Annotated in this window: 21 protein-coding genes and 1 tRNA gene; 8 read left to right on the top strand and 14 right to left on the bottom strand. The window is 41.4% G+C overall.

Annotated features, from left to right (window positions below):
- Positions 1–8 precede the first annotated feature (8 nt).
- The 7 genes from KIH23_RS01730 to KIH23_RS01700 form a co-directional block, all read right to left on the bottom strand.
- Positions 9–383, bottom strand: coding sequence for a DoxX protein (locus tag KIH23_RS01730; RefSeq protein WP_213210924.1), 375 nt, complete (start codon positions 381–383; stop codon positions 9–11).
- A gap of 117 nt (positions 384–500) precedes the next feature.
- Positions 501–2,708, bottom strand: a complete 2,208-nt coding sequence (locus tag KIH23_RS01725; RefSeq protein ID WP_213210923.1) for a TonB-dependent receptor — start codon at positions 2,706–2,708, stop codon at positions 501–503.
- A 56-nt stretch (positions 2,709–2,764) separates the two neighbouring features.
- A complete protein-coding gene (locus tag KIH23_RS01720) occupies positions 2,765–3,112 on the bottom strand; it encodes a hypothetical protein (protein ID WP_213210922.1) in 348 nt (115 codons plus the stop codon).
- Between the two features lie 89 nt (positions 3,113–3,201).
- The gene (locus KIH23_RS01715) at positions 3,202–4,191 is read right to left on the bottom strand and encodes an aspartate-semialdehyde dehydrogenase (RefSeq protein WP_213210921.1); all 990 of its coding nucleotides are present in this window, start codon (positions 4,189–4,191) and stop codon (positions 3,202–3,204) included.
- 129 nt (positions 4,192–4,320) lie between these two features.
- Positions 4,321–4,701: a large conductance mechanosensitive channel protein MscL gene (gene mscL, locus KIH23_RS01710; protein WP_213210920.1), complete on the bottom strand. Its 381-nt coding sequence runs from the start codon at positions 4,699–4,701 to the stop codon at positions 4,321–4,323.
- A 91-nt stretch (positions 4,702–4,792) separates the two neighbouring features.
- Positions 4,793–7,237, bottom strand: a complete 2,445-nt coding sequence (locus KIH23_RS01705) for a bifunctional UDP-N-acetylmuramoyl-tripeptide:D-alanyl-D-alanine ligase/alanine racemase (RefSeq protein WP_213210919.1) — start codon at positions 7,235–7,237, stop codon at positions 4,793–4,795.
- 2 nt (positions 7,238–7,239) lie between these two features.
- Positions 7,240–7,863 carry a thymidine kinase gene (locus KIH23_RS01700; RefSeq protein WP_213210918.1) on the bottom strand — a complete coding sequence of 208 codons (624 nt, stop codon included), beginning with the start codon at positions 7,861–7,863 and terminating at the stop codon, positions 7,240–7,242.
- A 197-nt stretch (positions 7,864–8,060) separates the two neighbouring features.
- Between KIH23_RS01700 and KIH23_RS01695 the strand changes: the two genes are divergently transcribed.
- Together KIH23_RS01695 and rsmI are read left to right on the top strand one after the other, a co-directional pair.
- Positions 8,061–9,197, top strand: a complete 1,137-nt coding sequence (locus KIH23_RS01695; protein ID WP_213210917.1) for a hypothetical protein — start codon at positions 8,061–8,063, stop codon at positions 9,195–9,197.
- A 77-nt stretch (positions 9,198–9,274) separates the two neighbouring features.
- Entirely contained in the window at positions 9,275–9,949 is a 675-nt protein-coding gene (gene rsmI, locus KIH23_RS01690) for a 16S rRNA (cytidine(1402)-2'-O)-methyltransferase (RefSeq protein ID WP_213210916.1), read from the top strand.
- 122 nt (positions 9,950–10,071) lie between these two features.
- On the opposite strand, the gene ade is transcribed toward rsmI, so the two are convergent.
- The gene (gene ade, locus KIH23_RS01685) at positions 10,072–11,694 is read right to left on the bottom strand and encodes an adenine deaminase (RefSeq protein WP_213210915.1); all 1,623 of its coding nucleotides are present in this window, start codon (positions 11,692–11,694) and stop codon (positions 10,072–10,074) included.
- 130 nt (positions 11,695–11,824) lie between these two features.
- Between ade and recJ the strand changes: the two genes are divergently transcribed.
- Positions 11,825–13,522, top strand: coding sequence for a single-stranded-DNA-specific exonuclease RecJ (gene recJ / locus KIH23_RS01680; RefSeq protein ID WP_213210914.1), 1,698 nt, complete (start codon positions 11,825–11,827; stop codon positions 13,520–13,522).
- On the top strand, positions 13,512–14,771 hold the full coding sequence (locus tag KIH23_RS01675; protein ID WP_213210913.1) for an MFS transporter: 1,260 nt from the start codon (positions 13,512–13,514) through the stop codon (positions 14,769–14,771). The genes recJ and KIH23_RS01675 overlap by 11 nt, the downstream gene beginning before the upstream one ends.
- Here KIH23_RS01675 and KIH23_RS01670 read toward each other — a convergent pair.
- From KIH23_RS01670 to KIH23_RS01660, 3 genes are all read right to left on the bottom strand, one after another.
- A complete protein-coding gene (locus tag KIH23_RS01670; RefSeq protein WP_213210912.1) occupies positions 14,760–15,524 on the bottom strand; it encodes a UDP-2,3-diacylglucosamine diphosphatase in 765 nt (254 codons plus the stop codon). The two genes, KIH23_RS01675 and KIH23_RS01670, sit on opposite strands and share 12 nt — an antisense overlap.
- A gap of 2 nt (positions 15,525–15,526) precedes the next feature.
- Positions 15,527–15,979: a 6-pyruvoyl trahydropterin synthase family protein gene (locus KIH23_RS01665; protein WP_213210911.1), complete on the bottom strand. Its 453-nt coding sequence runs from the start codon at positions 15,977–15,979 to the stop codon at positions 15,527–15,529.
- A 117-nt stretch (positions 15,980–16,096) separates the two neighbouring features.
- Positions 16,097–16,930: an Omp28-related outer membrane protein gene (locus KIH23_RS01660; RefSeq protein ID WP_213210910.1), complete on the bottom strand. Its 834-nt coding sequence runs from the start codon at positions 16,928–16,930 to the stop codon at positions 16,097–16,099.
- A gap of 96 nt (positions 16,931–17,026) precedes the next feature.
- Between KIH23_RS01660 and KIH23_RS01655 the strand changes: the two genes are divergently transcribed.
- Genes KIH23_RS01655 through KIH23_RS01645 form a run of 3 tightly spaced genes read left to right on the top strand, consistent with a single transcriptional unit; the run spans position 17,027 to position 20,296 of the window.
- Positions 17,027–17,506 carry a TlpA disulfide reductase family protein gene (locus tag KIH23_RS01655; protein ID WP_317197015.1) on the top strand — a complete coding sequence of 160 codons (480 nt, stop codon included), beginning with the start codon at positions 17,027–17,029 and terminating at the stop codon, positions 17,504–17,506.
- Positions 17,507–17,509: 3 nt separating this feature from the next.
- A complete protein-coding gene (locus KIH23_RS01650) occupies positions 17,510–19,204 on the top strand; it encodes a DUF6029 family protein (protein WP_213210909.1) in 1,695 nt (564 codons plus the stop codon).
- Positions 19,205–19,207: 3 nt separating this feature from the next.
- Positions 19,208–20,296: a hypothetical protein gene (locus tag KIH23_RS01645; protein WP_213210908.1), complete on the top strand. Its 1,089-nt coding sequence runs from the start codon at positions 19,208–19,210 to the stop codon at positions 20,294–20,296.
- Between the two features lie 45 nt (positions 20,297–20,341).
- On the opposite strand, the gene KIH23_RS01640 is transcribed toward KIH23_RS01645, so the two are convergent.
- Positions 20,342–21,061, bottom strand: coding sequence for a T9SS type A sorting domain-containing protein (locus KIH23_RS01640; protein WP_213210907.1), 720 nt, complete (start codon positions 21,059–21,061; stop codon positions 20,342–20,344).
- A gap of 17 nt (positions 21,062–21,078) precedes the next feature.
- Complete coding sequence (locus KIH23_RS01635; RefSeq protein ID WP_213210906.1) at positions 21,079–22,890, bottom strand: T9SS-dependent choice-of-anchor J family protein; 1,812 nt, start codon at positions 22,888–22,890, stop codon at positions 21,079–21,081.
- 149 nt (positions 22,891–23,039) lie between these two features.
- Here KIH23_RS01635 and KIH23_RS01630 point away from each other — a divergent pair.
- A tRNA-Ala gene (locus KIH23_RS01630) sits at positions 23,040–23,113 on the top strand.
- A gap of 54 nt (positions 23,114–23,167) precedes the next feature.
- Here KIH23_RS01630 and KIH23_RS01625 read toward each other — a convergent pair.
- On the bottom strand, positions 23,168–23,677 hold the full coding sequence (locus KIH23_RS01625; protein ID WP_213210905.1) for a hypothetical protein: 510 nt from the start codon (positions 23,675–23,677) through the stop codon (positions 23,168–23,170).
- Positions 23,678–23,703 lie beyond the last annotated feature (26 nt).

Here is a 23,703-nt window from a genome sequence, read left to right as displayed (position 1 = left end):
TTTTGGTTTTATGCAAACAGAGGATTGTATTGCGGCCAATGTTTATATATCAAAATTGAATTGAGCAGAACGACTACTAAAGCCAATCCTAATCCGGGAATATCAATAAACATGTGAAACAACAAGATGTTGATTGAAATAGGAGCCAAAAGAATCAGGGCAAAAGCCACCCATTTTCTTAAGAGTAATAAAGCCCCGATGAATATTTCAAGCAACCCCAACACCGGAAAAATATATCCGGTTGCATTTAATGAATTCATAAAGTCTGCTGCCGAACCTGTTGGCGGTGGCAACGGAATAAAGTGCAATAATTTGTTACTTCCAAAGACAATCAAAACCAGTCCTAAAAGCAATCGGATAAGAAGCGTAAATCTTGAATTCATAGGCTAAATTGGGTTTAGTTAAACATCAAACGAAATCCTAAATTAATAATTAATTGTTTAGAAAAAAGATATTTAACGAATAAAACCCAAAAATAATTCTTAAAAATCTAATCAAAGCTAAATGCTGAAATTTGCACCAAACACAAACGTTCTGCCTATATTCGGGATTCCATCGGGTTTTAACCTTGACAAATGAGCGATGTATTTTTTATCAAAAAGATTATTGGCATTCAGCTGAATTTCTATCAGACTTTTTCCCATTTTTAATTTTCCACCTAAGCCTAAATTTACCAAAGTGTAATCAGCGCTAGGCGTTTCAAAAAGACCGGTATGGTTTTGTTCAAACGTATGTGAAACATTCAATGAGACATAACCTTCACTGAGCCATCTCTGAACATTGAATTCCCCACGCAAAGTATTGTTCCAGTTTTGGGCCGGAATTAGCGGAAGCGCTTGTCCGTTTAATCGCTCGGCGCGAACGGTTTCAAAACTGCTCTCAAAATGAAGCCAATCCAGCGGATGCGGATGAAAGTGCAATCCGGCTTCGCCACCATACAAACGAGCATCGTTTTGGACATAAGTAAAAACAGGATTTGCTTCCAAAGTTTGCCCCGTCGGTGACAAATAAATATAACGCTGCAAGTGGTTGTAAAAACCGTTCACGAAAAACTCCCAATGGCTGTTACCGTATTCTAGGTTCAAATCGGCTTGAATATTTTGCTCGGTTTTTAAATCTGCATTCCCAATTTCATAACGATTGGTTCCTTCATGAACACCATTGGATGAAAGCTCTGCCAAATTCGGCGCTCGAAAACCCGAAGCCAAATTCAGACGCAAATTCAAATTTTTTATAGGTGCTGTTTTATAACCCAAAGCCGCATTGAAACTTTGATAACTTTTGTCAAGTGCCGCAAATGAACCTTCGTCGCCCAAAATGCCTTGTGCTTGTGTGCTCACTTTTCTGTGATCAAAGCGCAATCCGGCTTGAATCGTGTGGTTGTTCCAGTCATAACTGACCGTTCCGAAACCGCCCACATCAAAAGTATACGCATTGGGAATCAAGTATTCTTCGCCTGAGTTTTTGTTGGTTTGTGCCATGCCTTGGACACCCAAAATCGTTTCGAGATGTGCGGTTTTGGGCAAATGAAACTTCAAATCATAATTGAAAGTTTTAAGATTCATGCGCAAAGATGCCGTCGGGCTGTCTTCAAACTCACTGCGCAAATTGTCAATATAGCCCAAATCAATATCTAGTTTAGAACGGTTTAGATAAACGATGTTGTTCCAACTGAGCAGATGATTTGCCACGCGTTGTCTCGGGTAATCCGGATTTCTGAAGGTTGTTTGAAAACCGATTCCGCCTTCGGGAATACCCAAATTCAAGGCATTGAAATTATATCTCAAAACACTTGAAACATGTGCGTTTGAATAACCAATGCCCGATTTAAAATCGGTTTCGTTGTAGCGCGAATTGGTTACGCGATCACTACCGGGAATCTGATAATCTGCGTGTGTATTGTAGGCTCCGCGCGCCAAAAATTTCCAATTGTCTGAAGACGTTTTGATTCCAATGGATGTATTGCTGCCCAAAGTATTACTGAAGTATTTTTGACTGACATTGGCTTTAAAAGTGTGTGCCGGAGCAAATTTTTCTGGGTTAAAATACAACACGCCGCCCAAAGCATCTGAGCCGTACAGCAACGAAGCCGGGCCTTTGATGACTTCAACACTTTCAATTCCGGAATCATTGAGTCCGAGTCCGTGTTCTTCGCCAAATTGCTGGTTTTCAATGCGAACGCCTTGCGAATAAACCAAAACGCGATTGCCGCTCAGCCCGCGAATGACGGGTTTCCCGATAGAAGTTCCGGTTGAGATTTGCGAAACGCCCGGAATCGTAGCCAAACCTTCAATGAGTGTTGACGAGCCTTTTTGCTGTAGCGAACGCATACTCGCATGCTCCACTTTCATCACGTTTTGCGATTGTAGTTTATTGAAAGCCGTTGACACAATGACTTCGTCCATCTGAAAAGCCGATGGCTGCATGACAACATTGAGTTTGTTCTGACCAATCGCAAGAGAAATATTTTGTTGTTGGGTGGTAAAGCCCAAAAAAGAAATGGAGACTTTGATGTTTTTGGAAGGCAATTGATTCAAAGTATATGCACCTGAATCATTGGTTGTGGTGCCTTGATGTAATTCTGCGACTTCTATGGTCGCGCCTTTGATGGGTTGGTTTTGATGGTCTGTGATTTGCCCGGAAAGACTACTTTGTCCGTGCATCATTGAAACCGCACCCATGCAAAAAAGAGATAATATCTTTTTCATATGTAAAGATTATAAATGATTAAATGCTTCTAAGGTTTTCTTAGAAGTGAAAAACATTAAATAACCTTAGTGGGTGGGCCGCGTAAGTAAAGGACAGATTTTGAAAGAACAACCGGCAATTCATCAGCAGTGTAAATTTTTCCCGATGAAGGTTGTAAACTAATTAAATCAAAATGAAAAAGTTCAGGACAAACAAAAGTGCTGAATGTAAATTCACAGCTCAAACATTCATCAAAAGGGTGATGTTGGTGTGAAATTTCGGTTTTTCCTGAATAAATGTGATGACATTCTTTTTCTGAAAAAAGTTTGCTTAAATGCTCAAATGAATGCACTGATTGCAGCAGCATCGAGAACAACACGGCCACCGATAAAAAAGCATTCAGAAAAAGGACTTTGCGTTTCATCAGCTGCAAAAGTAAAAAGTCTTAAAAACAAAAAAACCGCTTTAACATTTATTTACAGTCAAAGCGGGAAGTTTATAGGTGTAAAAAGTTTATACGAGTTGATGAGCCACCAAATATTCAGCAATTTGTATCGCATTGGTGGCAGCGCCTTTTCTGAGGTTGTCGGCCACAATCCACATATTGATGCTGTTGGCTTGGCTTTCGTCGCGGCGAATTCTACCCACAAAAACATCGTCTTTTCCTTGGGCATACATCGGCATCGGATAAGTGTATGTATCAGTGTTGTCTTGTAGCGTAATGCCCGGCGTGTTGTGCAAAATCTCACGCACATCAGCCAAATCGTAATCTTGACCAAAAGTAATATTCACGGCTTCGCTATGACCGCCTACCACTGGAATTCTCACGGCAGTTGCAGTCACGGCAATCTGATCATCGCCTATGATTTTCTTGGTTTCACGCACCAATTTCATTTCTTCTTTGGTATAACCGTTTTCTTCAAAAACATCGCATTGCGGAATGGCGTTTCTGTGAATCGGATATTTATAAGCCATCTCACCACTGATTCCGGCATATTCATTTTCGAGTTGTTGGACTGCTTTTACGCCGGTTCCGGTAATTGATTGATAGGTTGAAACCACCACGCGTTTGATGTTGTATTTTTGGTGAAGCGGCGCTAAAACCAACACCATTTGAATCGTAGAACAATTCGGATTGGCAATAATTTTATCTTCTTTAGTGAGTGTATTGGCGTTGATTTCAGGAACAATCAGTTTTTTGTCGGCAGCCATTCTCCAAGCCGATGAATTGTCAATTACCGTCGTGCCAGCAGCTGCAAATTTGGGTGCCCAATCGAGTGAGGTTTGTCCGCCGGCCGAAAATAAAGCAATGTCTGCTTTCATATCAACAGCGGTTTGCATACCCACAACGGTATATTTTTTTCCTTTGAATTCAATTTCTTTTCCAACAGATTTTTCTGAGGCTACCGGAATAAGTTCGGTTACCGGAAAATTTCTTTCGGCTAAAACTTGCAACATCACTTCGCCAACCATACCGGTGGCGCCAACAACGGCTACTTTCATGTTCAATAATAGATGTGGTTAATAATGGCGCTAAGATACAAAAATAGGCTCCTGAAAATAAAAGCCTTTCAAATTTCAAAGCATAAAAAAAGGAAGCCGAAGCCTCCTTTTTAAACGACAGTTTTAGTTCTATTTGTTTTTTAAAAGGTCGCGAATTTGAGTGAGCAATTCTTCTTGTGAAGGCCCTGCTGGTGCTGCTGGAGCCGGTGCTTCTTTTTTCTTCATTCCGTTGATGGCTTTCACCATAATGAAGATGACAAAAGCAATAACTAAGAAACTAATCACCGCAGCCAAGAATTTTCCGTAGAGAATTCCGCCATCGGTTTTTAATTCTGCCAAGTTTTCTACTTGAGCTGCTTTTAAGGCCGGATTCAACAAAGCCGGTGTGATTACATCTGACACCAATGAATTCACAATCGCGCCAAATGCGCCACCAATGATTACCCCAACAGCCAAATCCATGGCGTTTCCTTTGGCAATAAAGTCTTTAAATTCTGAAACCATTCCCATAATAAATTGTTTTTAGTTAAAAATGTTCTGAGTTTGATATCGAATGTAAGAAAATTAACTTAAAACCGGTATGATTTAAAAAAAAACTTACTTATTCTCTGTAAAAAATTCTCTTGACGCGTTGTGAGATGCCCGTCAGAATTTCATAAGGAATCGTTTTGAGTTTTTCAGACAAAGTAATCACGGTTGGGTCCTCACCAAAAATGACCACCGAATCACCTTCAAAACAACTAATATCGGTTACATCCACCATGAGCATATCCATACAAACACTGCCCACAATAGGCGCGTGTGCTCCGTGGATACTTACATAACCAACGCCGTTGCCCAAATGACGCGAAATTCCGTCGGCATATCCAATCGGAATGGTGGCAATGACTGATTTTCGCTCAGCTATAAATCGTCGGCCATAACCCACACTTTCGCCGGCTTCAATGGTTCGCAACTGAGATATGATGCTCTTGAGGGTTCCGACATTTTCAAGATAAGGTTGTTCTTCGGGATCATTTGAAATTCCATACAAACCAATGCCTAAACGCACCATATTGTATTGTGCTTTTGGATAATTGCTGATGCCCGAAGTATTCAAAATATGACGAATCGGTTTCATCGACAATTCGTGCATTAACCGCATTGACATCTGCTCAAACAATTCAATTTGTGACAAAGCAAATTCGTGGTGTTGTAAATCATCACTTGTGGCCAAATGCGACAAAATGCTTTTGACGTGTACTGTTTTTTGGGCTTTGAGAATGGCAATTAAGTCGTCGAGTTGCTCAACTTCAAACCCCAAACGATGCATGCCGGTATCGAGTTTTAAATGAATCGGATAATTTTTGAGTTTTTTCTGTGCCGCTATTTTCAAAAAGGCATTCAACCCTTTGATGCTGTATATTTCGGGTTCTAAATGATGCTGAATAATGGCCTCATAGCTCGTTGATTCTGGATTCATCACCATAATCGGCAATTTAATGCCGTGGTTTTTGAGTGTAATGCCTTCATCGGCAAAAGCCACACCCAAATAATCTACTTTGTGGTGTTCGAGCAATTGAGCAATTTCAAAACCGCCATTGCCGTAACCAAAAGCTTTGACCATCACCATGAGTTTGGTTCTGGGTTTGAGTTTGGCTTTAAAGAAATTTAAATTGTGACTAATAGCGTTGAGGTTGATTTCTAAAACGGTTTCATGTGTTTTTTCTTCGAGTGCGCTCACAATTTTTTCAAAGTGAAAACTACGCGCGCCTTTGATCAAAATGGTTTCATAACCAAAATCGAGTTCGTCAATGGCCGCCATAAACGCGTCGGTATTTTTAAAAGTCAAACAGTTGACAAATTTTGAGCGATACTTGTGGATCATCTCGCCAATACCAATCACACGGTTGATTTTGTTTGAAATAACCAACTGCGAAACCTTTGAATACAATTCATCATTGGCCAATCCGCTCTGAAAAATATCCGATAAAATCAGCGCTCTTTTTTTGTATTGTTTCTGGCTTTCCATAAAGTCGAGCGCAATTTTAAGCGACTGAAAATCTGAGCTATAACTGTCATCAATCAAGGTTGTATGGTTGATTCCGTTTTTAACTTTAAGACGCATTTCAACCGGATACAACAACTCAACACGGCTTTCAATCACTTTGCCGTCGTAGTTTAAATACAACATCACCATAATGCATTGAATGGCGTTTTCAACCGAGGCATCGTCTTGAAACGGAATCTTAATTTCAAATTCGCCCTGCGGATGTTTGATCTTGAGTTGGGTTTTGTCTAAGACAGATTTTTTGCTGATAAAAACGTCGGCGTCATCGTCTTTACAACTCCACGAAAATCTTTGAACTTTTGGGTTTAAAAAAGCTTCAATAGATTTGTTTTTATTGTAAATCAATACTTTGGCATGGCTAAAGAGTTTGAGTTTCTCTTTCATTTTCTCGCCAATGTTGGCAAAACCTTCATCGTGGGCCGAACCAATATTGGTCAAAATCCCTATGGTTGGGCGCACGATTTTTTCGAGATTTTCCATCTCGCCAATGGTAGAAATACCCGCTTCAAAAATACCCAAATTGTGTTGTTCATTGATGGCAATCACCGAAAGCGGAACGCCCACTTGTGAATTGTAACTTTTCGGACTGCGGATGATGTTGTAATCAGGGCCGAGCAAAAAGTTGAGCCATTCTTTGACGATGGTTTTTCCGTTGCTGCCCGTAATGCCAATCACCGGAAAATCAAATTGACTTCGGTAGCTTGCGGCAAAGGTCTGAAGCGCTTCGAGCGTGTTTTCGACCACTAAAAAATTGGCTTTTTCAACCAAACCCCCAGGGATGTGCGTCACCACAAAATTACGAACGCCTTTGTCGAGTAATTCCTCAATATAATCATGCGCATCGTTGTTCGGGCCGACAATCGCAAAAAACAAAGTTTGTGCGCTGTTTTGCTGCGAACGGCTGTCAATAGTGATGTTGTCAATCAGAATACTCGGGTGATTGCCCACGCGTTTGGCGCGTATCATAGGGGCAATATTCTTCACAGATAAAACCAAGGTTACTGTTTTTTTGAAGTTGTTGGATCTTCTTGGTGTTGTTCTTGTCCTTTGCGCATCGCTTGATAATAGGCCGCACGGCTCAAAGGCTCGTATTCTTCAGTTTCGCCCAACAAAACCAAGCTGTCATTGTCGGTTTTTCGGTAGCTGTAATTGGCCAAATTTCCGGTGCGGGTGCATACGGCGTGCACTTTGGTCACATATTCGGCAGTAGCCATCAGTGCCGGCATGGGTCCAAACGGGTTTCCTTTAAAATCCATGTCGAGCCCGGCCACAATTACCCGAATGCCCGAATTGGCTAAATCATTGCAAATTTTAACAATCTCATCGTCAAAAAACTGAGCCTCATCAATGCCCACGACATCACAACCTTGGGCCAAAAGAGCAATATTGGCTGCGGCCGGAACCGGTGTAGAACGAATTTCATTGCTGTCGTGCGAAACCACCATTTCGTCGTGGTAACGCGTGTCAATGGCCGGTTTGAAAATTTCAACCTTTTGTTTGGCAAATTGAGCGCGTTTTAATCGGCGAATCAGCTCTTCGGTTTTACCCGAAAACATCGAGCCGCAGATTACTTCTATCCATCCGAATTGTTCTTTGTGATTGACCGTATTTTCGAGAAACATTATGTTTTTTTCTTGCGCTAAAGATGAATAGTTTTTTTACTTTACATGATACATATACCAATCGAAAATTAGTATATTTACACCGCTGTCAAATGTAGAAAAATTTATCAAAAATTGCTTTGCCCTTGACAATTTAATCTCAACCTAACGAACCCTTCAAATAAAACTAACCTTCTTCAAAAAGGACCCAAAAAGTTATGAAAAAACAGCTGGAAGCCGAGTTGATAAGCATTGCACACCGAATTTTAAAGCTCAAGAACAAATCCGACCTCAATCAACTGCATCAGGAAACCCGCAATCTGTATGAAAAGCTCACCGTTTTGCGCTTTGCCGAAGAACATTTCTCGGATGTTAAACCTACCATTGGTTTGACTGAAGTTGAAGAAAAACTGCAAGCCGAAACCGTTTTTGAACCCGAAGTTGTTGTGCCTGAAGCTTCAGAAGTTGCCCCTGAGCCTGAATTAGAAACGGTCGCTGAATCAACTCCGGAGCCAATTGCAGAAGAACCTGAAGAAGTTACCATCGAACTTTCGGTTGAACAAACCCAAGATTCAAATCAAGATGAGGTTGAAGCCGAATCAGAATTGACAGATGAAACAGCACATGAAGAAACTCCGGATACTGAAACTGAAGAAAAGACAGCTGAAGAACCTGAACCGGAGGTTGACGAACAAAAAATCGTTTTTCATCTAGAATCAGATGATCTTGAAGATGATGAAATTCAAGACGAATCTTTTGAAGAGCAATCTGAAGACTCAGATGAACTAATTGAAGAAACCATCGGAGATTCTATTGAAGCACAAGAAACACCTCAAGAAGATAATGCTTTCAAACCTGCTTTTGAATTGACTTTTGACATCAAAGATGAAGCTCCAGAGCCTGAAATTAAATCAGAAACTAAAAGCGCTTCGCAACAGATTACATTAGACGATTTACTCGGTCCGAATTATGCTGATCCGGTTTTTGTCAAACCCGAAGATTTGGCCAAAGAAGCGCCGCTTGCTTCAGATCCGTCGTCGGTAATTCCGATCAGTCGCAGTTATAACAGCGATGCACCGGTGATTTCCATCAACAAAGAAGGACAATCACTCAACGATCGTTTATCTAAAGGCATCATCATCGGGCTCAACGATCGCATTGCGTTTATGAATCATTTGTTTGCCAACAGCAGTGAAGATTACAACCGCGTGCTCTCGCAACTCATGACCTTTGACACTTTTGCCGATGCCAAAGATTTTATCGACAACATGGTCAAACCCGATTATAACAACTGGGAAGGCAAAGACGAATACGCCGAACGCTTTATGGAAATTGTCGAAAAAAGATTCTCATAAACCAAAGAAAATATATCGCAAAATGCACGAATGATTCACCAAAAGTTCGTGCATTTGTGTTTTAAAACCTGCATTTTATGTCAAAACTCTACATCGTTCCGACACCCATCGGCAATCTTGAAGACATGACTTTTCGCGCCATTCGCGTGCTTCAAGAAGCCGATTTGATTTTGGCCGAAGACACACGAACCAGCGGAAAACTCCTCAAGCATTTTGACATTTCTACCCAAATGCACAGCCACCACATGCACAACGAGCACAAAACCGTTGAGCAAATCGTTACGCGTTTACAATCCGGACAAACCATTGCGCTGATTTCAGATGCGGGCACTCCGGCCATTTCTGATCCGGGCTTTTTGCTCACGCGCGCCTGTGTTGAGCAAGGCATAGCCGTTGAATGTTTACCCGGCGCCACAGCTTTTGTTCCGGCACTGGTCAACAGCGCGCTTCCCAATGATCGTTTTGTTTTTGAAGGATTTTTGCCTGAGAAAAAAGGCCGACAAACGCGTTATTTAGCACTCGCCGAAGAAACGCGTACCATGATTTTCTATGTGTCACCACACAAACTCATTAAAACTTTGGCTGAGGTGGTTCAGTATTTTGGCCCCGACCGACTGCTTTGCGTGTCGCGCGAATTGTCTAAACTGCACGAAGAAAACCTGCGCGGAACGGCTCAAGAAGTACTCAAACATTTCGAGGCCAAACCGCCCAAAGGCGAAATCGTTATGTGTGTTGCGGGTAAAAAATCTTAGGGCGTGCCCCTGCGGGTCGGGCTGTACGCACTCGCTTTTCGGGCGCAAAACTTTTTCGGCATAGCAAAATCATCCGGCCCTCAAGAGCTCAAACAAAGCTACCATCCCTCACGCAAAAGCGTTTACGCTACATCTAATCCGGTAAAGACAAATTGTTTTCCGCTGAATAAACCCAAGTCAGAAAGTTTCAAATCCGGAATCACCAGCAAAGCCATAAAAGAAAGCGTCATAAAAGGCGCACGCAAACCGCTGCCGAGTTCTTTGGCCATCGCATCAATTTCTTGATACAAACGTCCGGTTTCCCAGCCGTCTTGATCGCTCATGATTCCGGCCACCGGCAAAGCCAATGACAAAACTTTTTCACCGTCAACGGCACAAACACCGCCCGTATTTTGAATCAAAGTATTCACGGCGCGACAAATTTCTTCGTCTGAAGTGCCCACTGCCACAATGTTATGACAATCATGCGCTACCGAACTGGCAATGGCGCCTTTTTTAAGCCCGAAGTTTTTGATAAAAGCCACCGCAGGTGCTGCGTTTTGATATCGGTTGACTACGGTTATTTTGAGCAAGTCATTTGATATGTCAATTTCATGTTTTCCGCTCACCACTCTTGATTTGCAAATGATTTCATTGGTAATGAGCTGCCCGTCTAAAGCCTCAATCACTCTGATGGAATCTGAGGTAGCGGTCAGCGCAAAATCTTCGGCTTTTTTGGGCGAAGTATTAAAGTTGTTGGGTGTGTCAAAAGCAATCGGCTCAATGAGCGATTTTCCGCCATCGGCTACCAAACGCCCATCAATATAGGTTTGCAAAACGCGGAAGTTTTTTAAATCTTCCACCACAATAAAATCGGCCGGATCACCCGCTCGCAACACACCAACGTTCATGTTGTAATGTGCCACCGGATTCAGGCAAGCAGCCTGTAAAACTTGATATAAATCCATGCCTTTGGCCACGGCTCTGGCGCACAAAGCATTGATGTGGCTCACGATTAAATCATCCGGATGTTTGTCATCTGAACAAAACATCATGTTTTCATAATGCTCCGGAAGCAAATCAATCAGCGCTTCAAAATTCTTGGCCGCGCTGCCTTCGCGCACCAGCACTTTCATGCCGCGTTGTAATTTCTCGAGCGCCTCGTCATACGTAAAACACTCGTGATCGGTACTGATGCCCGCGGCGATGTATTTCTGAACGGCCTCACCGCGTAAACCCGGAGCATGTCCGTCAATAGGCTTGTTGAAATGTTTGGCCCACTCTATTTTTTTGAGTACTTCTGGGTCGTCAAATAAAACGCCCGGATAGTTCATCATCTCGGCCAAGTAATAAATCTCCGGATGCGCCATGAGTTCTTTGATTCCGTCTGCATCAATGGTGGCTCCAGCGGTTTCAAAAGCCGTAGCCGGAACACACGACGGAGCGCCAAAGTGAAATTTAAGCGGTACTTTCTGTCCGTTTTCAATCATATAATGCACGCCTTCAATGCCCAAAACATTGGCAATCTCATGCGGATCTGAAATCGTTGCTACGGTTCCGTGTAAAACGGCCAAACGCGCAAATTCTGAAGGTACCAACATCGAACTTTCAATATGAATATGAGCATCGACAAAACCGGGCATGATGAAATTTTGAACCGAATGATTTTGCGGTTCAACAGCAGTTATTTTCCCGTTTTCAACCGTAACCATACCACTAAAAATGCGGCGTGCTTTTATATCGACAATTTGACCTTGAATTTGCATAGAGTAATAATTTGACCCGAAGTAACGAATTATTTTTCAAATTCGAATTGTGCTGCGGGCTATTCTGACGGTGTTTTTTTTCTAACTTTGATCTAATTTTAAAATTACATATCAACCAAACAAAATTTTTATGCGCTGGACACTTCAAAACCCACCCGAACCCAAACAAATTGAAGCCCTTAAGTCGGCTCTCAATGTTGACACGATTACCGCAACGCTCTTGTTGCAACGCGGCATTCAAACCTACGAACAAGCCCGAGTATTTTTTAGACCCGATTGGTCAGATTTGCACGATCCTTTTTTGATGAAAGATATGGATTTGGCCGTGGCTCGCATGGAACGCGCTATTGAATCCGGAGAAAACATCTTGGTTTTTGGCGATTACGATGTTGACGGAACCACCGCGGTAGCGCTGATGTCGTCTTATCTTAAAACCCGAACAACCCTTGTAGATACTTATATTCCGGATCGGTACGCTGAAGGTTATGGTATTTCTTACCAAGGAATTGATTATGCTGATGACAATGATTGTTCGTTGATTATTGCACTCGATTGCGGAATTAAATCGATTGATCATGTGGCATACGCTGCTGAGCGCAACATTGATTTTATTATTTGCGATCACCACAAACCCGGTGCTGAAATCCCCAAAGCGGTGGCGGTGCTCAACCCCAAGCGCGAAGATTGCACCTATCCGTATGATGAATTATGCGGTTGTGGCGTTGGCTTTAAACTCGTGCAAGCTTTAGCACAGCAACAAGGCGAATCGGTTCAAGAACTCAGACCTTATTTAGATTTGGTAGCAACGGCTATTGCGGCTGATATTGTTCCGATGACAGATGAGAACCGTATTTTGGCCAAATTGGGTTTAGAAGTCATCAACAGTCATCCGCGACCGGGCATCAAAGCCATGACGCAAAATCTCAAAAAAAAGAAACTCACCATTACCGATGTCGTTTTTGTTATAGCGCCCAGAATCAATGCGGCGGGGCGCATCAAACACGGCAATGAAGCCGTAGCTTTACTCACAGAATACGATATAGATCAAGCCGAGTTTTTTGCTTCTGAAATTGAAAAACACAACGCTGACCGCAAAGAACTCGATCAGCAAATCACCGCAGAAGCCTTGTTGCAAATTGAGCAGAATCAAGAACAAGACAAGTACACATCGGTTGTATATAACCCCAATTGGCACAAGGGTGTTATTGGGATTGTAGCTTCACGACTTACCGAAACCTATTACCGCCCGACGATTGTTTTTACGCAAAGCGGTGACAAATTGGCTGCCTCGGCGCGCTCGGTTAAAGACTTCGATTTATACCAGGCGCTTGAAGCTTGTAGCGCACATCTCGAGCAATTTGGAGGTCATATGTATGCCGCCGGAATGACATTGCTTGAAGAAAATTACGAAGCTTTTAAAGAAGCCTTTGAGTCTGAGGTTCAAAAAACGATTTTGCCTGAAATGCGCGAACCTGAAATAGAAGTTGATTTAGAAATCAATCTAGATGAGATAACGCCAAAATTGTTCAGGATTTTACAGCAGTTTGAACCGTTTGGTCCGCAAAACAGAACCCCCGTTTTTTTGAGCCGTTCACTGACTGATAGCGGTCAAGCCAAGAAAATTGGCCGTGATGAAAGCCATTTACGTATGTTTGTCAAACAAAATGGTTCGCCTGCTTTTGGTGCGGTGGGCTTTGGTTTGGGTGAAAAACTTCCGCTGACAGAAAACAAACAACCGTTTCAAGCGGTATATTGCATTGACGAAAATGAGTTCAACGGACAAGTGAGTTTGCAGTTGCGCATCAAAGATATCAAACATGAAGAATAACGATCCGTATGAAGCGCTTCGGCACCCCGAGTTTAATTGGTTTTTACTCATGCGTTTTGCCTTGGTGTTTGCCTGGACCATGCAATTTGTTGTTATTGAATGGCAAGTGTATAGTTTGACCAAAGATCCGCTTTCACTCGGTGTGATTGGTCTTATGGAAATTATTCCGGCCGTTAGCATGGCGCTTTTTGCCGGGCATATCGTTGATCAAAGTGAAAAAAAAGGTTTGCTGGCCAAATGCATCGCGGGTTTTTCACTGGTGAGTTTGGGCATGTTCTTGATTACGTTGCCCGAAATTCAAAAATCGCTGACCGTAAGCACTGTTTTGTATACGGTTTATGCACTGGTTTTTCTGGGCGGATTGGTTCGTTCGTTTATCACGCCGACGGTTTTTTCGCTGATGGCGCTTTTGGTTCCTAAAAAAACATATCCGAACGCATCTACTTGGAGCAGTTCAGTTTGGCAAATAGCCGCAGTTTCCGGTCCGGCGGTGGGCGGTTTTGCCATTGGCATCATCGGAATTCATTGGTCAATGTGTTTGATTTTGGTTTTGGCTGTCAGCGCATTGTTGTTGCTTTCACGCATAGAAAAAAAACCCATTCTCAACCCGAAAATTGGCGAACCTATGATGCAAAGCCTTCAAGAAGGTGTGCGTTTTGTATTCGGAAATAAAACAATACTCAGTGCTATTTCGTTGGATATGATTGCCGTGCTTTTTGGCGGTGCGATGGCGCTTTTACCCATTTTTGCGCAAGACATTCTCAAAGTTGGATCTGAAGGCTTTGGTTTGTTGCGCGCTGCCCCGGCTGTAGGTTCATTCATTACGATGGTGTTGGCGGCTTACATTCCAATGAATAAAAATGCCGGGATGAAATTGCTTTCGGCGGTTTTCTTATTTGGGGTTTGCATCATTGTTTTTGGGCTTTCGCGCTGGTTTTGGGTTTCGGTTTTGGCGATGTTTTTCAGCGGAATTTTTGACGGTGTTTCAGTGGTCATTCGCCAAACTATTTTGCAAATGCAAACGCCCGATCATATGCGCGGTCGCGTAGCTTCGGTCAATTCGATTTTTGTGGGATCATCTAACGAACTCGGCGCTTTTGAAAGCGGACTAACCGCAAAATTGATGGGAACTGTTCCGGCCGTGATTTTTGGCGGAACCATGACTTTGCTCACCGTTACCTTAACCGGTTGGTTGTCGCCGTCGTTTAGAAAATTGGATATTCACCGAAGTGAAGAATCACTCGATTGATTCGAATTTTTTGAGTTCGAATTGTTCGCCGTCAAACACGCCATACGTAAAATAACCAATCCAGTCACCGAGATTGATGTATTGAGCATGCTCACTAACATTGATTTGCATCGGTAAATGACGGTGGCCAAAAACTAAATAATCGTAGTGCTCGTCTTGGAGTTTGCGTTTGGCATATTGAATGAGCCATTCGTTTTCTTCGCCTAAAAACGTCACATCGGCTTCACCTGAAATGAGTTTGTTTTTAACCGATAAATATTGCGCCAGTTTTACGCCGATATCCGGATGCAACCAACGATACAACCATTTAGAAACCGGATGCGTGAATACTTTTTTCATGCGTTTGTATCCTTTGTCGCCTGGGCCTTTTCCGTCGCCGTGACCGATGAGGAAACGTTTTGAATTGAACTTAAATTCGCGGTTGTCGCGATACACCGGAATACCCAATTCTTGCTCAAAATAATCGTCCATCCACAAATCGTGGTTGCCTACAAAAAAGTAAATTTCGATGCCGCTGTCGCGCATTTCGGCCAATTTCCCGAGGATGCGCACAAAGCCTTTGGGCACAACGGTTTGATATTCGAACCAAAAATCAAACAAATCGCCGACCAAAAAAAGCACGGCAGCATCTTGTTTTATTTCATCCAGCCAGCGCAAGAATTTCTGTTCTCTGGGCAAACTCAGCGCGCGCGTGGGCGCACCAAAGTGTTGGTCAGAAGCGAAATATACTTTTTGGCTGGGAGCGAGGTTCATCTTTATAAATTGTCAGAGGCATACCATTCGGCATAAGACGATTCGGTTTCCTGAAGTTTTAATGAAAACAAAGCGATGTTCTCAGGTAATCGACTTTGGATTTTTTGTGCAAAATCAATCACCATATTTTCGCTGGTAGGCTGATAGTCAACCAAAATAACGTGGTGTCCACGCTGTTTGAGTTCTGCAGCGAGTTCAATATGAGGCGTGTTTTGGTTAAAAACAGTAGCGTGATCAAACAAATCGACAATTTCTTCTTTGACAATTTTTTTTAAATCTGAAAAGTCAATCACCATTCCGTATTTTACGTTTGAAGTATCTGTAATAGGATGGCCAATCACCGTAACCGACAATTTATAACTGTGGCCGTGAACGTTTTTGCATTTTCCGTCATAGCCAAAGAGTGCATGACCGGTTTCAAAACTAAATTGTTTGGTGATTCTAATGGTATTCATACGCGCATTTTACCGCACAAAAATAAGGTTTTAATTGAGACAGATTTGATTTCAAAAAGAAAACCATGACGTCAATTCAGCGCAAAAACAAAAAAAGCTGCCGAAGCAACTTTAATTTTATGGATTTTCTTGGAAGTTTTGATCTTCGTTGGCCACAGATGCTCGGGCATTGAGCGCTGCATTGTTGGCGTCGGTAACAAAAGCCACAAAACTGATGTTGTTTGCGTTGGCAATATTGCCTGGAACCGGAATACTAAAATTTCGGATGACGGTTGCGTTTCGGTTTGTTCCTTCTAAAGGTTCACCTACAATATTGGTCAATGAAGCCCTGAGTACGTGGTTGTGTTCAAAATTTGGAATCACCGGCAAACCACCATATAGTTCAGTAATATAATTACGTTGGTTGTACAACAAATGATCTTCAAGTAAATAAACGACCAACTTAAGGTTGCTGTAGTCTTCTAAAAACCGGGTGCGTACTTCTAAATCTATTTGACCGTTTGCCACTGTTGAACTCATGGCCAGACCTAAAGTGGTATTGTTGCTGGTTAAATCAATAGCTTGTTGGATATTGGAAGTTTCAGGAAAGGTCCAAACGGTTTTTCTGTTTAGTCTTGAAAGCGGTAAGGCTAAACTATTAACTCCCGGGAAAACAAGGTTTTTGAGTGGTTCGATTTCGGCGTAGTGATAGGGGTCATTGCCGTTGTGGATGGCTACTGAAACTACATTGTTTGAAGCATCTTTGGTTTCTTCAATCGCCCAAGCTACGCGCGTACAATTGCCACACCAAGTTCCGGTGTAATCTTCAATCAAAACGTTTTTTTGAAAATAGCCTGATACTGGCGGCGCCAAAGAAGTAGTGTCAGGTTTGATCTCAATTATTTCTGTTTTCTGGCACGAAATCACTGATAATACTGAAGCCGAAAGCAGACTCAAAGCCCATAATTTCATAGCAAATCAAGGTGTTGGTTTTTGATGTACAAATAAAATGAAATTTCTTTTAGTATTCGTCGGATTATTTATTTATTTGTAGCAATTATCTCAATTATGATGAAAAAACTCACCTTATTCTTGTTGTTTTTTGGCTTATTGGCAAATGCACAAACTCCGATGCCCGAAATATCATTGGCTAATTTAGATGGCAAAATGATGTCTGTTAAAAATGATTTTGCCGAGAAAGACAAAATTTATGTGTTTTCATTCTGGGCTACTTGGTGTGCGCCCTGTATCAACGAACTCGACGAGCTGAGTGACGTAATTGACGACTGGAAAAAAGAAGTCAATCTTGAAGTGATTGCTGTGGCTACTGATGATGCCCGCACGCAAAAGCGAGTCAAACCACTTATCAACGGTAAAGGTTGGAGTTATCAGGTATTACTCGACAGCAATCAAGAACTCAAGCGCGCCCTGACCATTGTCAATATTCCTTACACCGTAGTGGTCAAAAATGGTCAAATTATGCATATCCAAAACGGTTATGTGCCCGGAAGCGAAACAGAATTACTGGCCAAACTCAAGACGCTTTAAACCATGAAAAAAAATACAATTGCTTTGTGGATGGCTTTGACAGCGGTAACTTTTTCAGCAAAAGCACAACAAAAAAACGAATCCAAAGGAAGTTTTAGCGGAGGCTTTGAAACCAACGCACAATGGTATTTAAACGATACAGGTCTCAAGAATGAATACAACAATCCCACAGTTCATCCTGAAGACCCTATTCGCAGCAACAGTTATTTGTTTGCCAACTATAAATACCAAAAATGGGTTTTCGGAATTCAAGCAGAGGCATATGAGCAGAACGCATTGCTCAATATGAATCCTAAATACAACCAAACCAACATTGCTACTTATTTCGTGCAGTACAAAGGCGAAAAAATTGATTTAACAGCCGGTTATTTTTACGAACAGTTTGGCAGTGGCTTGCTTTTTAGAAGTTGGGAAGACCGCGCACTCGGAATCAACAATGCTTTACGCGGAGGCCGTATCATTTTCAAACCAACAAAAGCGCTTACTTTTAAAGGAATTTACGGTCAGCAACGCACCGGATTTGATGTGGCAGAATCTAAAATTTTTGGCGGCAACTTTGATTTTTCTGTATCAGATTTGTTGGGTTGGAAAACCACAAGTTTGAGTTTTGGCAGCGATTATATTTGGCGATACGAAAAAACCAACATCGCCCATCCTAATTTTGATAATTTAACCCACGGAATAGGCAGCCGAATTAGTTTGTCACACGAATCAGTTTATTTTTCGGCTGAGTATGATTATAAATCGCCCGATGCTGTGGTGCAAGCGCCCGAACAAATTGACAATCGACTCATCAAACCCGGAAGTGCACTTTTGATCAATACCGGATTCTCTCAAAAAGGCTTTGGAATTGATGCTACTTTTAGACGTTTAGAAAACATGAGCTTTTTTTCTGAGCGAGCGGCCAAAGGCAATACATTCAATGATCGCATCATGAATTATGTGCCGAGTTTGACCAAACAACACCATTATAATTTAGCCAATATTTATGTTTATCAGGCGCAACCCAATGTGCTTTTGGCCGGATCTAATTTTGTCAAAGCAGGTGAAATTGGCGGCCAGATTGATTTGTTTTACGATTTTAAAAAAGGAACCCAATTGGGCGGAAAATACGGAACCAAAGTCGCGTTTAATTGCTCAAATTGGAACGCGCTCAGCGGAACTTATTACATCAATTTGCCCCAAGATTACAAAACTGATTTCTTCGGATTTGGCAAAAGAATGTACACAGATTACAGTCTTGAAATCACCAAGAAAGTCAATCAAAAATGGCTCACGGGTTTTAGTTACATCAACCAATATTACAACAAGAAATACATTGGTGATGCTGATGGTATCATCAACACACATATAGTGGGTACTGAGGCTACATATAAATTTGCAGGCACGCGTTCGGTTCGTTTTATGGGCGAACATATGTGGGCTGATTACGATCGAAAAAACTGGGCTGCTGCCACACTTGAGTTTAATATCAATGCAAAGTTTACAGTGTATGCCTATGATTTGTACAACTACGGAAATGATTTAGATTACTACCGAAATCACTACTATAATGTGGGCGGTTCTTTCCGAAAAAAGTCAACACGTTTGGCACTGAATTACGGTCGTCAGCGCGGCGGATTGGTCTGTGTGGGCGGAGTTTGTAGATTTGTGGATGAGAATTCAGGCGTATCATTGTCGTTTAATACTTCATTTTAAAACATGAAATCAACTTGGGCATCAAGCGGAATATTATTGCTTTTTTCAACAATCCTTTTTTCTTGTTCGTCCACAGATGATGATTACACCGAGGTTCCGCAAGTGTCGCCGGTGCAATGCGATTTATCTCTAGTTCCATATCCAAAGTTGTCGGATTATCAATTTTTTAAAGGCGACATCAAAAATTTAGAGCCGGTTTATGGTCTGTTGCCTTACAAACCCACAAGCGAATTGTTTTCTGATTATGCCCAAAAAAAGCGATTTGTTTGGATGCCTAAAAACACAAAGGCAACTTATGTGAGCGATTCAGATGTGTTCGATTTGCCCTTAGGCGCAGTGCTAGTCAAGGTGTTTTACTACAATAATTTATTACCCGATTTAACGACCAAAATCATTGAAACGCGTTTGATGATTCGCAAAAGTGATGGTTGGATTTTTGCTGAGTATGTTTGGAACGATGAGCAAACCGATGCGGTGCTGCAAACCTTGAGTACTACGCGAATACTGAATATTCAACAAGGTTCAGAAAACATACAATTTACCTACAAAACACCTTCAACGACGGTTGATTGTGCGCGTTGCCACGGAAACATCGTAACCCATAAAAACATTCCCATTGGCATTAAACCGCAAAATCTCAACAGTAATTTCACTTACACTAATGGCACCCGCAATCAATTGGACGAATGGGTGTCAAAAGGCTATTTAAACACGACCTTGCCGGCGCAGATTGCTTCTGTGGTGAATTATAACGATGCCAGCCAACCACTCAATTTGCGTATTCGGTCTTATTTTGATGCCAATTGCGCGCATTGCCACAAAGATCAAGGCGAAGCTCAAGAATTTGGATTGCGATTTGAATTCAAGAATACCGAAAACCCATACAATATGGGTGTGGGAATGCCCGCTCAACATCACTTACCTGGTTATAACGGACGCATTGTTTATCCGAACAATCCGGCACAATCTATTTTATATTACCGCCTTGAAACCACGACAGATTTGTTCTACATCATGCCGGCTTTGGGCAGGACAGTTCAGCACCGCGAAGGAATTCAGTTGGTACAAGATTGGATCAATTCATTTCAATAAAAAAGGCCTGCTTATGGGCAGACCTTGATTAATTTTTTTTGAAAATTAGTTTTTCATTACTTTTTGCGAGGAGCGATTTCCATAGTCATCAACAAATTTTAATACATACATTCCGGCGGGTAAATGGCCAACATTGAAGCTTTTTACTTCGTGTTTTAAATCTGCTTTCAAAACGATTTTTCCAGTTAAATCAAACATCTCAAATGATGTAGGCTTCAAAGCGTCTAAAGTCAATTCGTTTTGCATTACTGTTGATTTTACAATTACCCCTGATTGCTCTAATTGCGCGATTTCTTCTGTAGAAAGGGCCGGGTCAAAACGATAAGTAATATCTACATAATTGGTTGGATTTCCAACTTGAAATGCTCTAAAAGAGTAATCTTTTGGATAAGGGCCAACACCCACAACCGTGTTTAATAAGTGGCCGTCATTTCCACTATGTCCACCTGCCGGAATAGTTAAATAAGGCATGTTTATCGGGTAATTTGAACCTTCTTCAACAGATGAAAGACATTCGTTGGCAAAGCATAATTCAAATCCTACACCATCGGTGTTGATTAGGCTGTAACAGTTTATTCTAACATTGGCCGGTGATGAAGATAAATTGTGAACATAAAAGTCTAATTCACCTTCGGGATAAGTAGCCGCGTTAAAACCAAAAACTTGTCCAGAGCTGATTGGCGTTCCGTCCTGTTTGGTCATTGTTAACTGGGCCTGAGTTAAGGCACCAGTTAACAATACACTAAGAAACAATATCTTTTTCATTGTGTTTGTTTTTCAGATTATTTTAGCATGATTTTTTGAACTTGGCTGTTGCCATTCAAGTCTGTCATTTTAGCTAAGTACATTCCTTTTTGCAAGAAGCTTAAGTTAACTGAATCACCAGCATTTACTTGAGCTGCAGGGTATACAACTTTACCAGTAATATCTGTAATTTCAAGAGTTACAGTGTTTTCAGTTTTGATGTTGATAATTCCTGTTGAAGGGTTTGGCCAAATACGAGCAAATGATTTGTTGAAGGTGTTGTTGGCCAACAAATCAGTTGAATAGGCTGCTTGCATGATGGCTTTAGTAGCCTGGTCTTGAATGAAAACTACTACTGCTAAATCATTTAGTTCTTCAATGTTTAAGCCTGCTAAGTTTCCTTGTAAGGTATGAGTAGTAGCTACATCATGAGTAAAATCAACAGCAGTTCCGTTAGGGTCAGGAACCATTTTCATCATTACATTGTGGAATGAAGTTTCGCCGTTGGTCGCTACGTTACCTGTTGTTTCTTTCTCAACAACAGCCACATGAATTTTATAATTACCAGTCAAATAAGGCATGGTATTGATGTTAACGGTCAAATCTTCTAAATCAAGTTGGTGTGTAGCACTCAATCCAAAGAAAGCGGGTTTTAATTTTTCAGCATTTAAAGCTGATTGCAAGAGTGCAGCATTTGAGTTTGTGCCTTCTTTTGAATCTACCAAAAGAGTCGGAGCTGCATTAATTCCGTAGTATTGCACACGAGCACCAATCTCAGCGGTGTAATATGGGTCACCTGTACCGGGCCAGTTAACTTGATAATTAATCAAAGCCAAGTCTTGACTATTGGTTCCGGTATTCATGAATGGATTAAAATAAGTGGTGTTGAATGAATAACAAGGAGCGCAAGTAGCACTTGAAAATTTCTCATACAACGGGAATCTAGCAACACTTCCGCTGGCTACTGACACTTGTTTGGTCATAGAGTCGTTTGCTGAGTCTCCGTCGTTTCCTGCTCCGTTTACGTTTGAAACCCATGCTTTTAAAGAGTATAGTCCTGGAGTTGCATCCCAAGTATTTGGATGAGAATAATTGTAAGTTTGTCCTGCGGCTAAAGTTAATCCGGTAACGTTTTGTGTATAAATTGCACCGTTGTCAATTTGCCAATTTACATCAAATGAATTGATATCTGTTGTACCCATGTTTTTGATGGTTCCGCTAATGGTTTTGTTACCAATAGTTTCAATGGCATTCATGTTTAAGGCAGTAGTCTCAGCATCAACGGCTTGAATCAAATCAACTGAAATTTGATCGATAAAAATGTTGTTTCCGTATCTTGAAGTTCCCAAGATAACAATATATCCTGTTCCGCTGATGTTGCCCGGAATGTCAAAAGTATAGCTGTACCATCCGTCAGCAGCTACAATTGGCGCTAATTGAGTTGAACGGTTTACGGTTCCCAATATAGTTCCGCCCGCAGCACCGGTTGTGTTGTAATACACTTTGATGTTGTCTGCATCTGTAGGATAGCCAGAGTCGCGATACATTTTTAGTTTTACACGGTATCTTCCGTCAGGAAATGTAATGGCCGGAGAAGTCAATCTTCCTGAACCTCCTGAAGGAATGTTGTATGAGTTAAATCGCGCCATACCTGCTCCTGAAAACGTAGCGCAGTTAGGAGCACCTCCGGTAGTTCTTCGTGCCCAAGCATTAATGGTAGTTCCCGCATCGCTGGTAACGGTTGTTGAAGTCCAACCTAATGCAACGTCAAATGACTCAGAAGCAACGGTTTGAGCTTGACCTATAAACGAAAGGAAAAGCATCAAAGATAAAAGAGTAGTTTTTTTCATGTTTAAGTAAGTAGTTAATAGTGAGTTTTTTGAAAAATTTTACAAGTTTAATGAATATTTCAATGTTTATGTCCATGAGAGTCATGTTTTTTTAAAATTAATTTTGTTTGGCGGTCAATAGTTAATTTATATATTTGCATCACATTCTTGGGGATGTAGCTCAGATGGCTAGAGCGCTTGGCTGGCAGCCAAGAGGTCGTGGGTTCGAGCCCCATCTTCTCCACAAAAAAAGCCGAAGTGAAAACTTCGGCTTTTTCTTTTTAAATTATATTTTAGATTATTTGTCGTCAGAAATATAAGTTTTGTTTCCGTTGGAGTTGATGTAATATCTTCCGCCGCGAGGCCCGGTATAGACTTTTTTACCGTTGTACATTCCGGTTACTTTATCAGCCGTTTTGGGCGCTTTTTCAGTAGTTTCGCGCACTTTTGATTCGGCTTTTTTGGTTGCTTTTTCAGCCGTTTTTTTAGTTGCTTCTTTTACTTTTTCTGTTTTTTTCTCAGCTTTTTCAGTTTCCTTTTTAGCGGTTTCTTTTGCTTTGGTTGCTTTTTTTTCGGCTTTCTCAGTTTCTTTTTTGGCTGACTCTTTCATTTTATCAGCTTTCTTTTCAGCTTTTTCAGTTGCTTTCTCTTTTTTCTCAGCAGCTTTTTCTTTCTTTTTTTCAGCCTTTTCCTTTTTTTCTTTTACCGCTTTTTCGGTTTTGGCTTTGGTGGCTTTTTTGTCTTTTTCTTGCGCAAAGATTGATGTCGAAAATGCCAAAATCAGGCATAAAACAAATAATTTTCTCATGATTTTAGTTGTTAAATTAATGTCTT

Origin of the sequence: Flavobacterium sp. CYK-55 (assembly GCF_018413465.1) — a bacterium.
Classification (GTDB): domain Bacteria; phylum Bacteroidota; class Bacteroidia; order Flavobacteriales; family Flavobacteriaceae; genus Flavobacterium.
Note: the sequence above shows the minus strand (reverse complement) of the source record. Positions and strands in the feature narration are given on the sequence as shown.

Bases quoted from the DNA above. Each gene is read 5' to 3' on its own strand.
- KIH23_RS01730 (WP_213210924.1), bottom strand. From the start codon at position 383: ATGAATTCAAGATTTACGCTTCTTATCCGATTGCTTTTAGGACTGGTT.
- KIH23_RS01725 (WP_213210923.1), bottom strand. From the start codon at position 2,708: ATGAAAAAGATATTATCTCTTTTTTGCATGGGTGCGGTTTCAATGATG.
- KIH23_RS01720 (WP_213210922.1), bottom strand. From the start codon at position 3,112: ATGAAACGCAAAGTCCTTTTTCTGAATGCTTTTTTATCGGTGGCCGTG.
- KIH23_RS01715 (WP_213210921.1), bottom strand. From the start codon at position 4,191: ATGAAAGTAGCCGTTGTTGGCGCCACCGGTATGGTTGGCGAAGTGATG.
- mscL (WP_213210920.1), bottom strand. From the start codon at position 4,701: ATGGGAATGGTTTCAGAATTTAAAGACTTTATTGCCAAAGGAAACGCC.
- KIH23_RS01700 (WP_213210918.1), bottom strand. From the start codon at position 7,863: ATGTTTCTCGAAAATACGGTCAATCACAAAGAACAATTCGGATGGATA.
- KIH23_RS01695 (WP_213210917.1), top strand. From the start codon at position 8,061: ATGAAAAAACAGCTGGAAGCCGAGTTGATAAGCATTGCACACCGAATT.
- rsmI (WP_213210916.1), top strand. From the start codon at position 9,275: ATGTCAAAACTCTACATCGTTCCGACACCCATCGGCAATCTTGAAGAC.
- ade (WP_213210915.1), bottom strand. From the start codon at position 11,694: ATGCAAATTCAAGGTCAAATTGTCGATATAAAAGCACGCCGCATTTTT.
- recJ (WP_213210914.1), top strand. From the start codon at position 11,825: ATGCGCTGGACACTTCAAAACCCACCCGAACCCAAACAAATTGAAGCC.
- KIH23_RS01675 (WP_213210913.1), top strand. From the start codon at position 13,512: ATGAAGAATAACGATCCGTATGAAGCGCTTCGGCACCCCGAGTTTAAT.
- KIH23_RS01670 (WP_213210912.1), bottom strand. From the start codon at position 15,524: ATGAACCTCGCTCCCAGCCAAAAAGTATATTTCGCTTCTGACCAACAC.
- KIH23_RS01665 (WP_213210911.1), bottom strand. From the start codon at position 15,979: ATGAATACCATTAGAATCACCAAACAATTTAGTTTTGAAACCGGTCAT.
- KIH23_RS01660 (WP_213210910.1), bottom strand. From the start codon at position 16,930: ATGAAATTATGGGCTTTGAGTCTGCTTTCGGCTTCAGTATTATCAGTG.
- KIH23_RS01655 (WP_317197015.1), top strand. From the start codon at position 17,027: ATGATGAAAAAACTCACCTTATTCTTGTTGTTTTTTGGCTTATTGGCA.
- KIH23_RS01650 (WP_213210909.1), top strand. From the start codon at position 17,510: ATGAAAAAAAATACAATTGCTTTGTGGATGGCTTTGACAGCGGTAACT.
- KIH23_RS01645 (WP_213210908.1), top strand. From the start codon at position 19,208: ATGAAATCAACTTGGGCATCAAGCGGAATATTATTGCTTTTTTCAACA.
- KIH23_RS01640 (WP_213210907.1), bottom strand. From the start codon at position 21,061: ATGAAAAAGATATTGTTTCTTAGTGTATTGTTAACTGGTGCCTTAACT.
- KIH23_RS01635 (WP_213210906.1), bottom strand. From the start codon at position 22,890: ATGAAAAAAACTACTCTTTTATCTTTGATGCTTTTCCTTTCGTTTATA.
- KIH23_RS01625 (WP_213210905.1), bottom strand. From the start codon at position 23,677: ATGAGAAAATTATTTGTTTTATGCCTGATTTTGGCATTTTCGACATCA.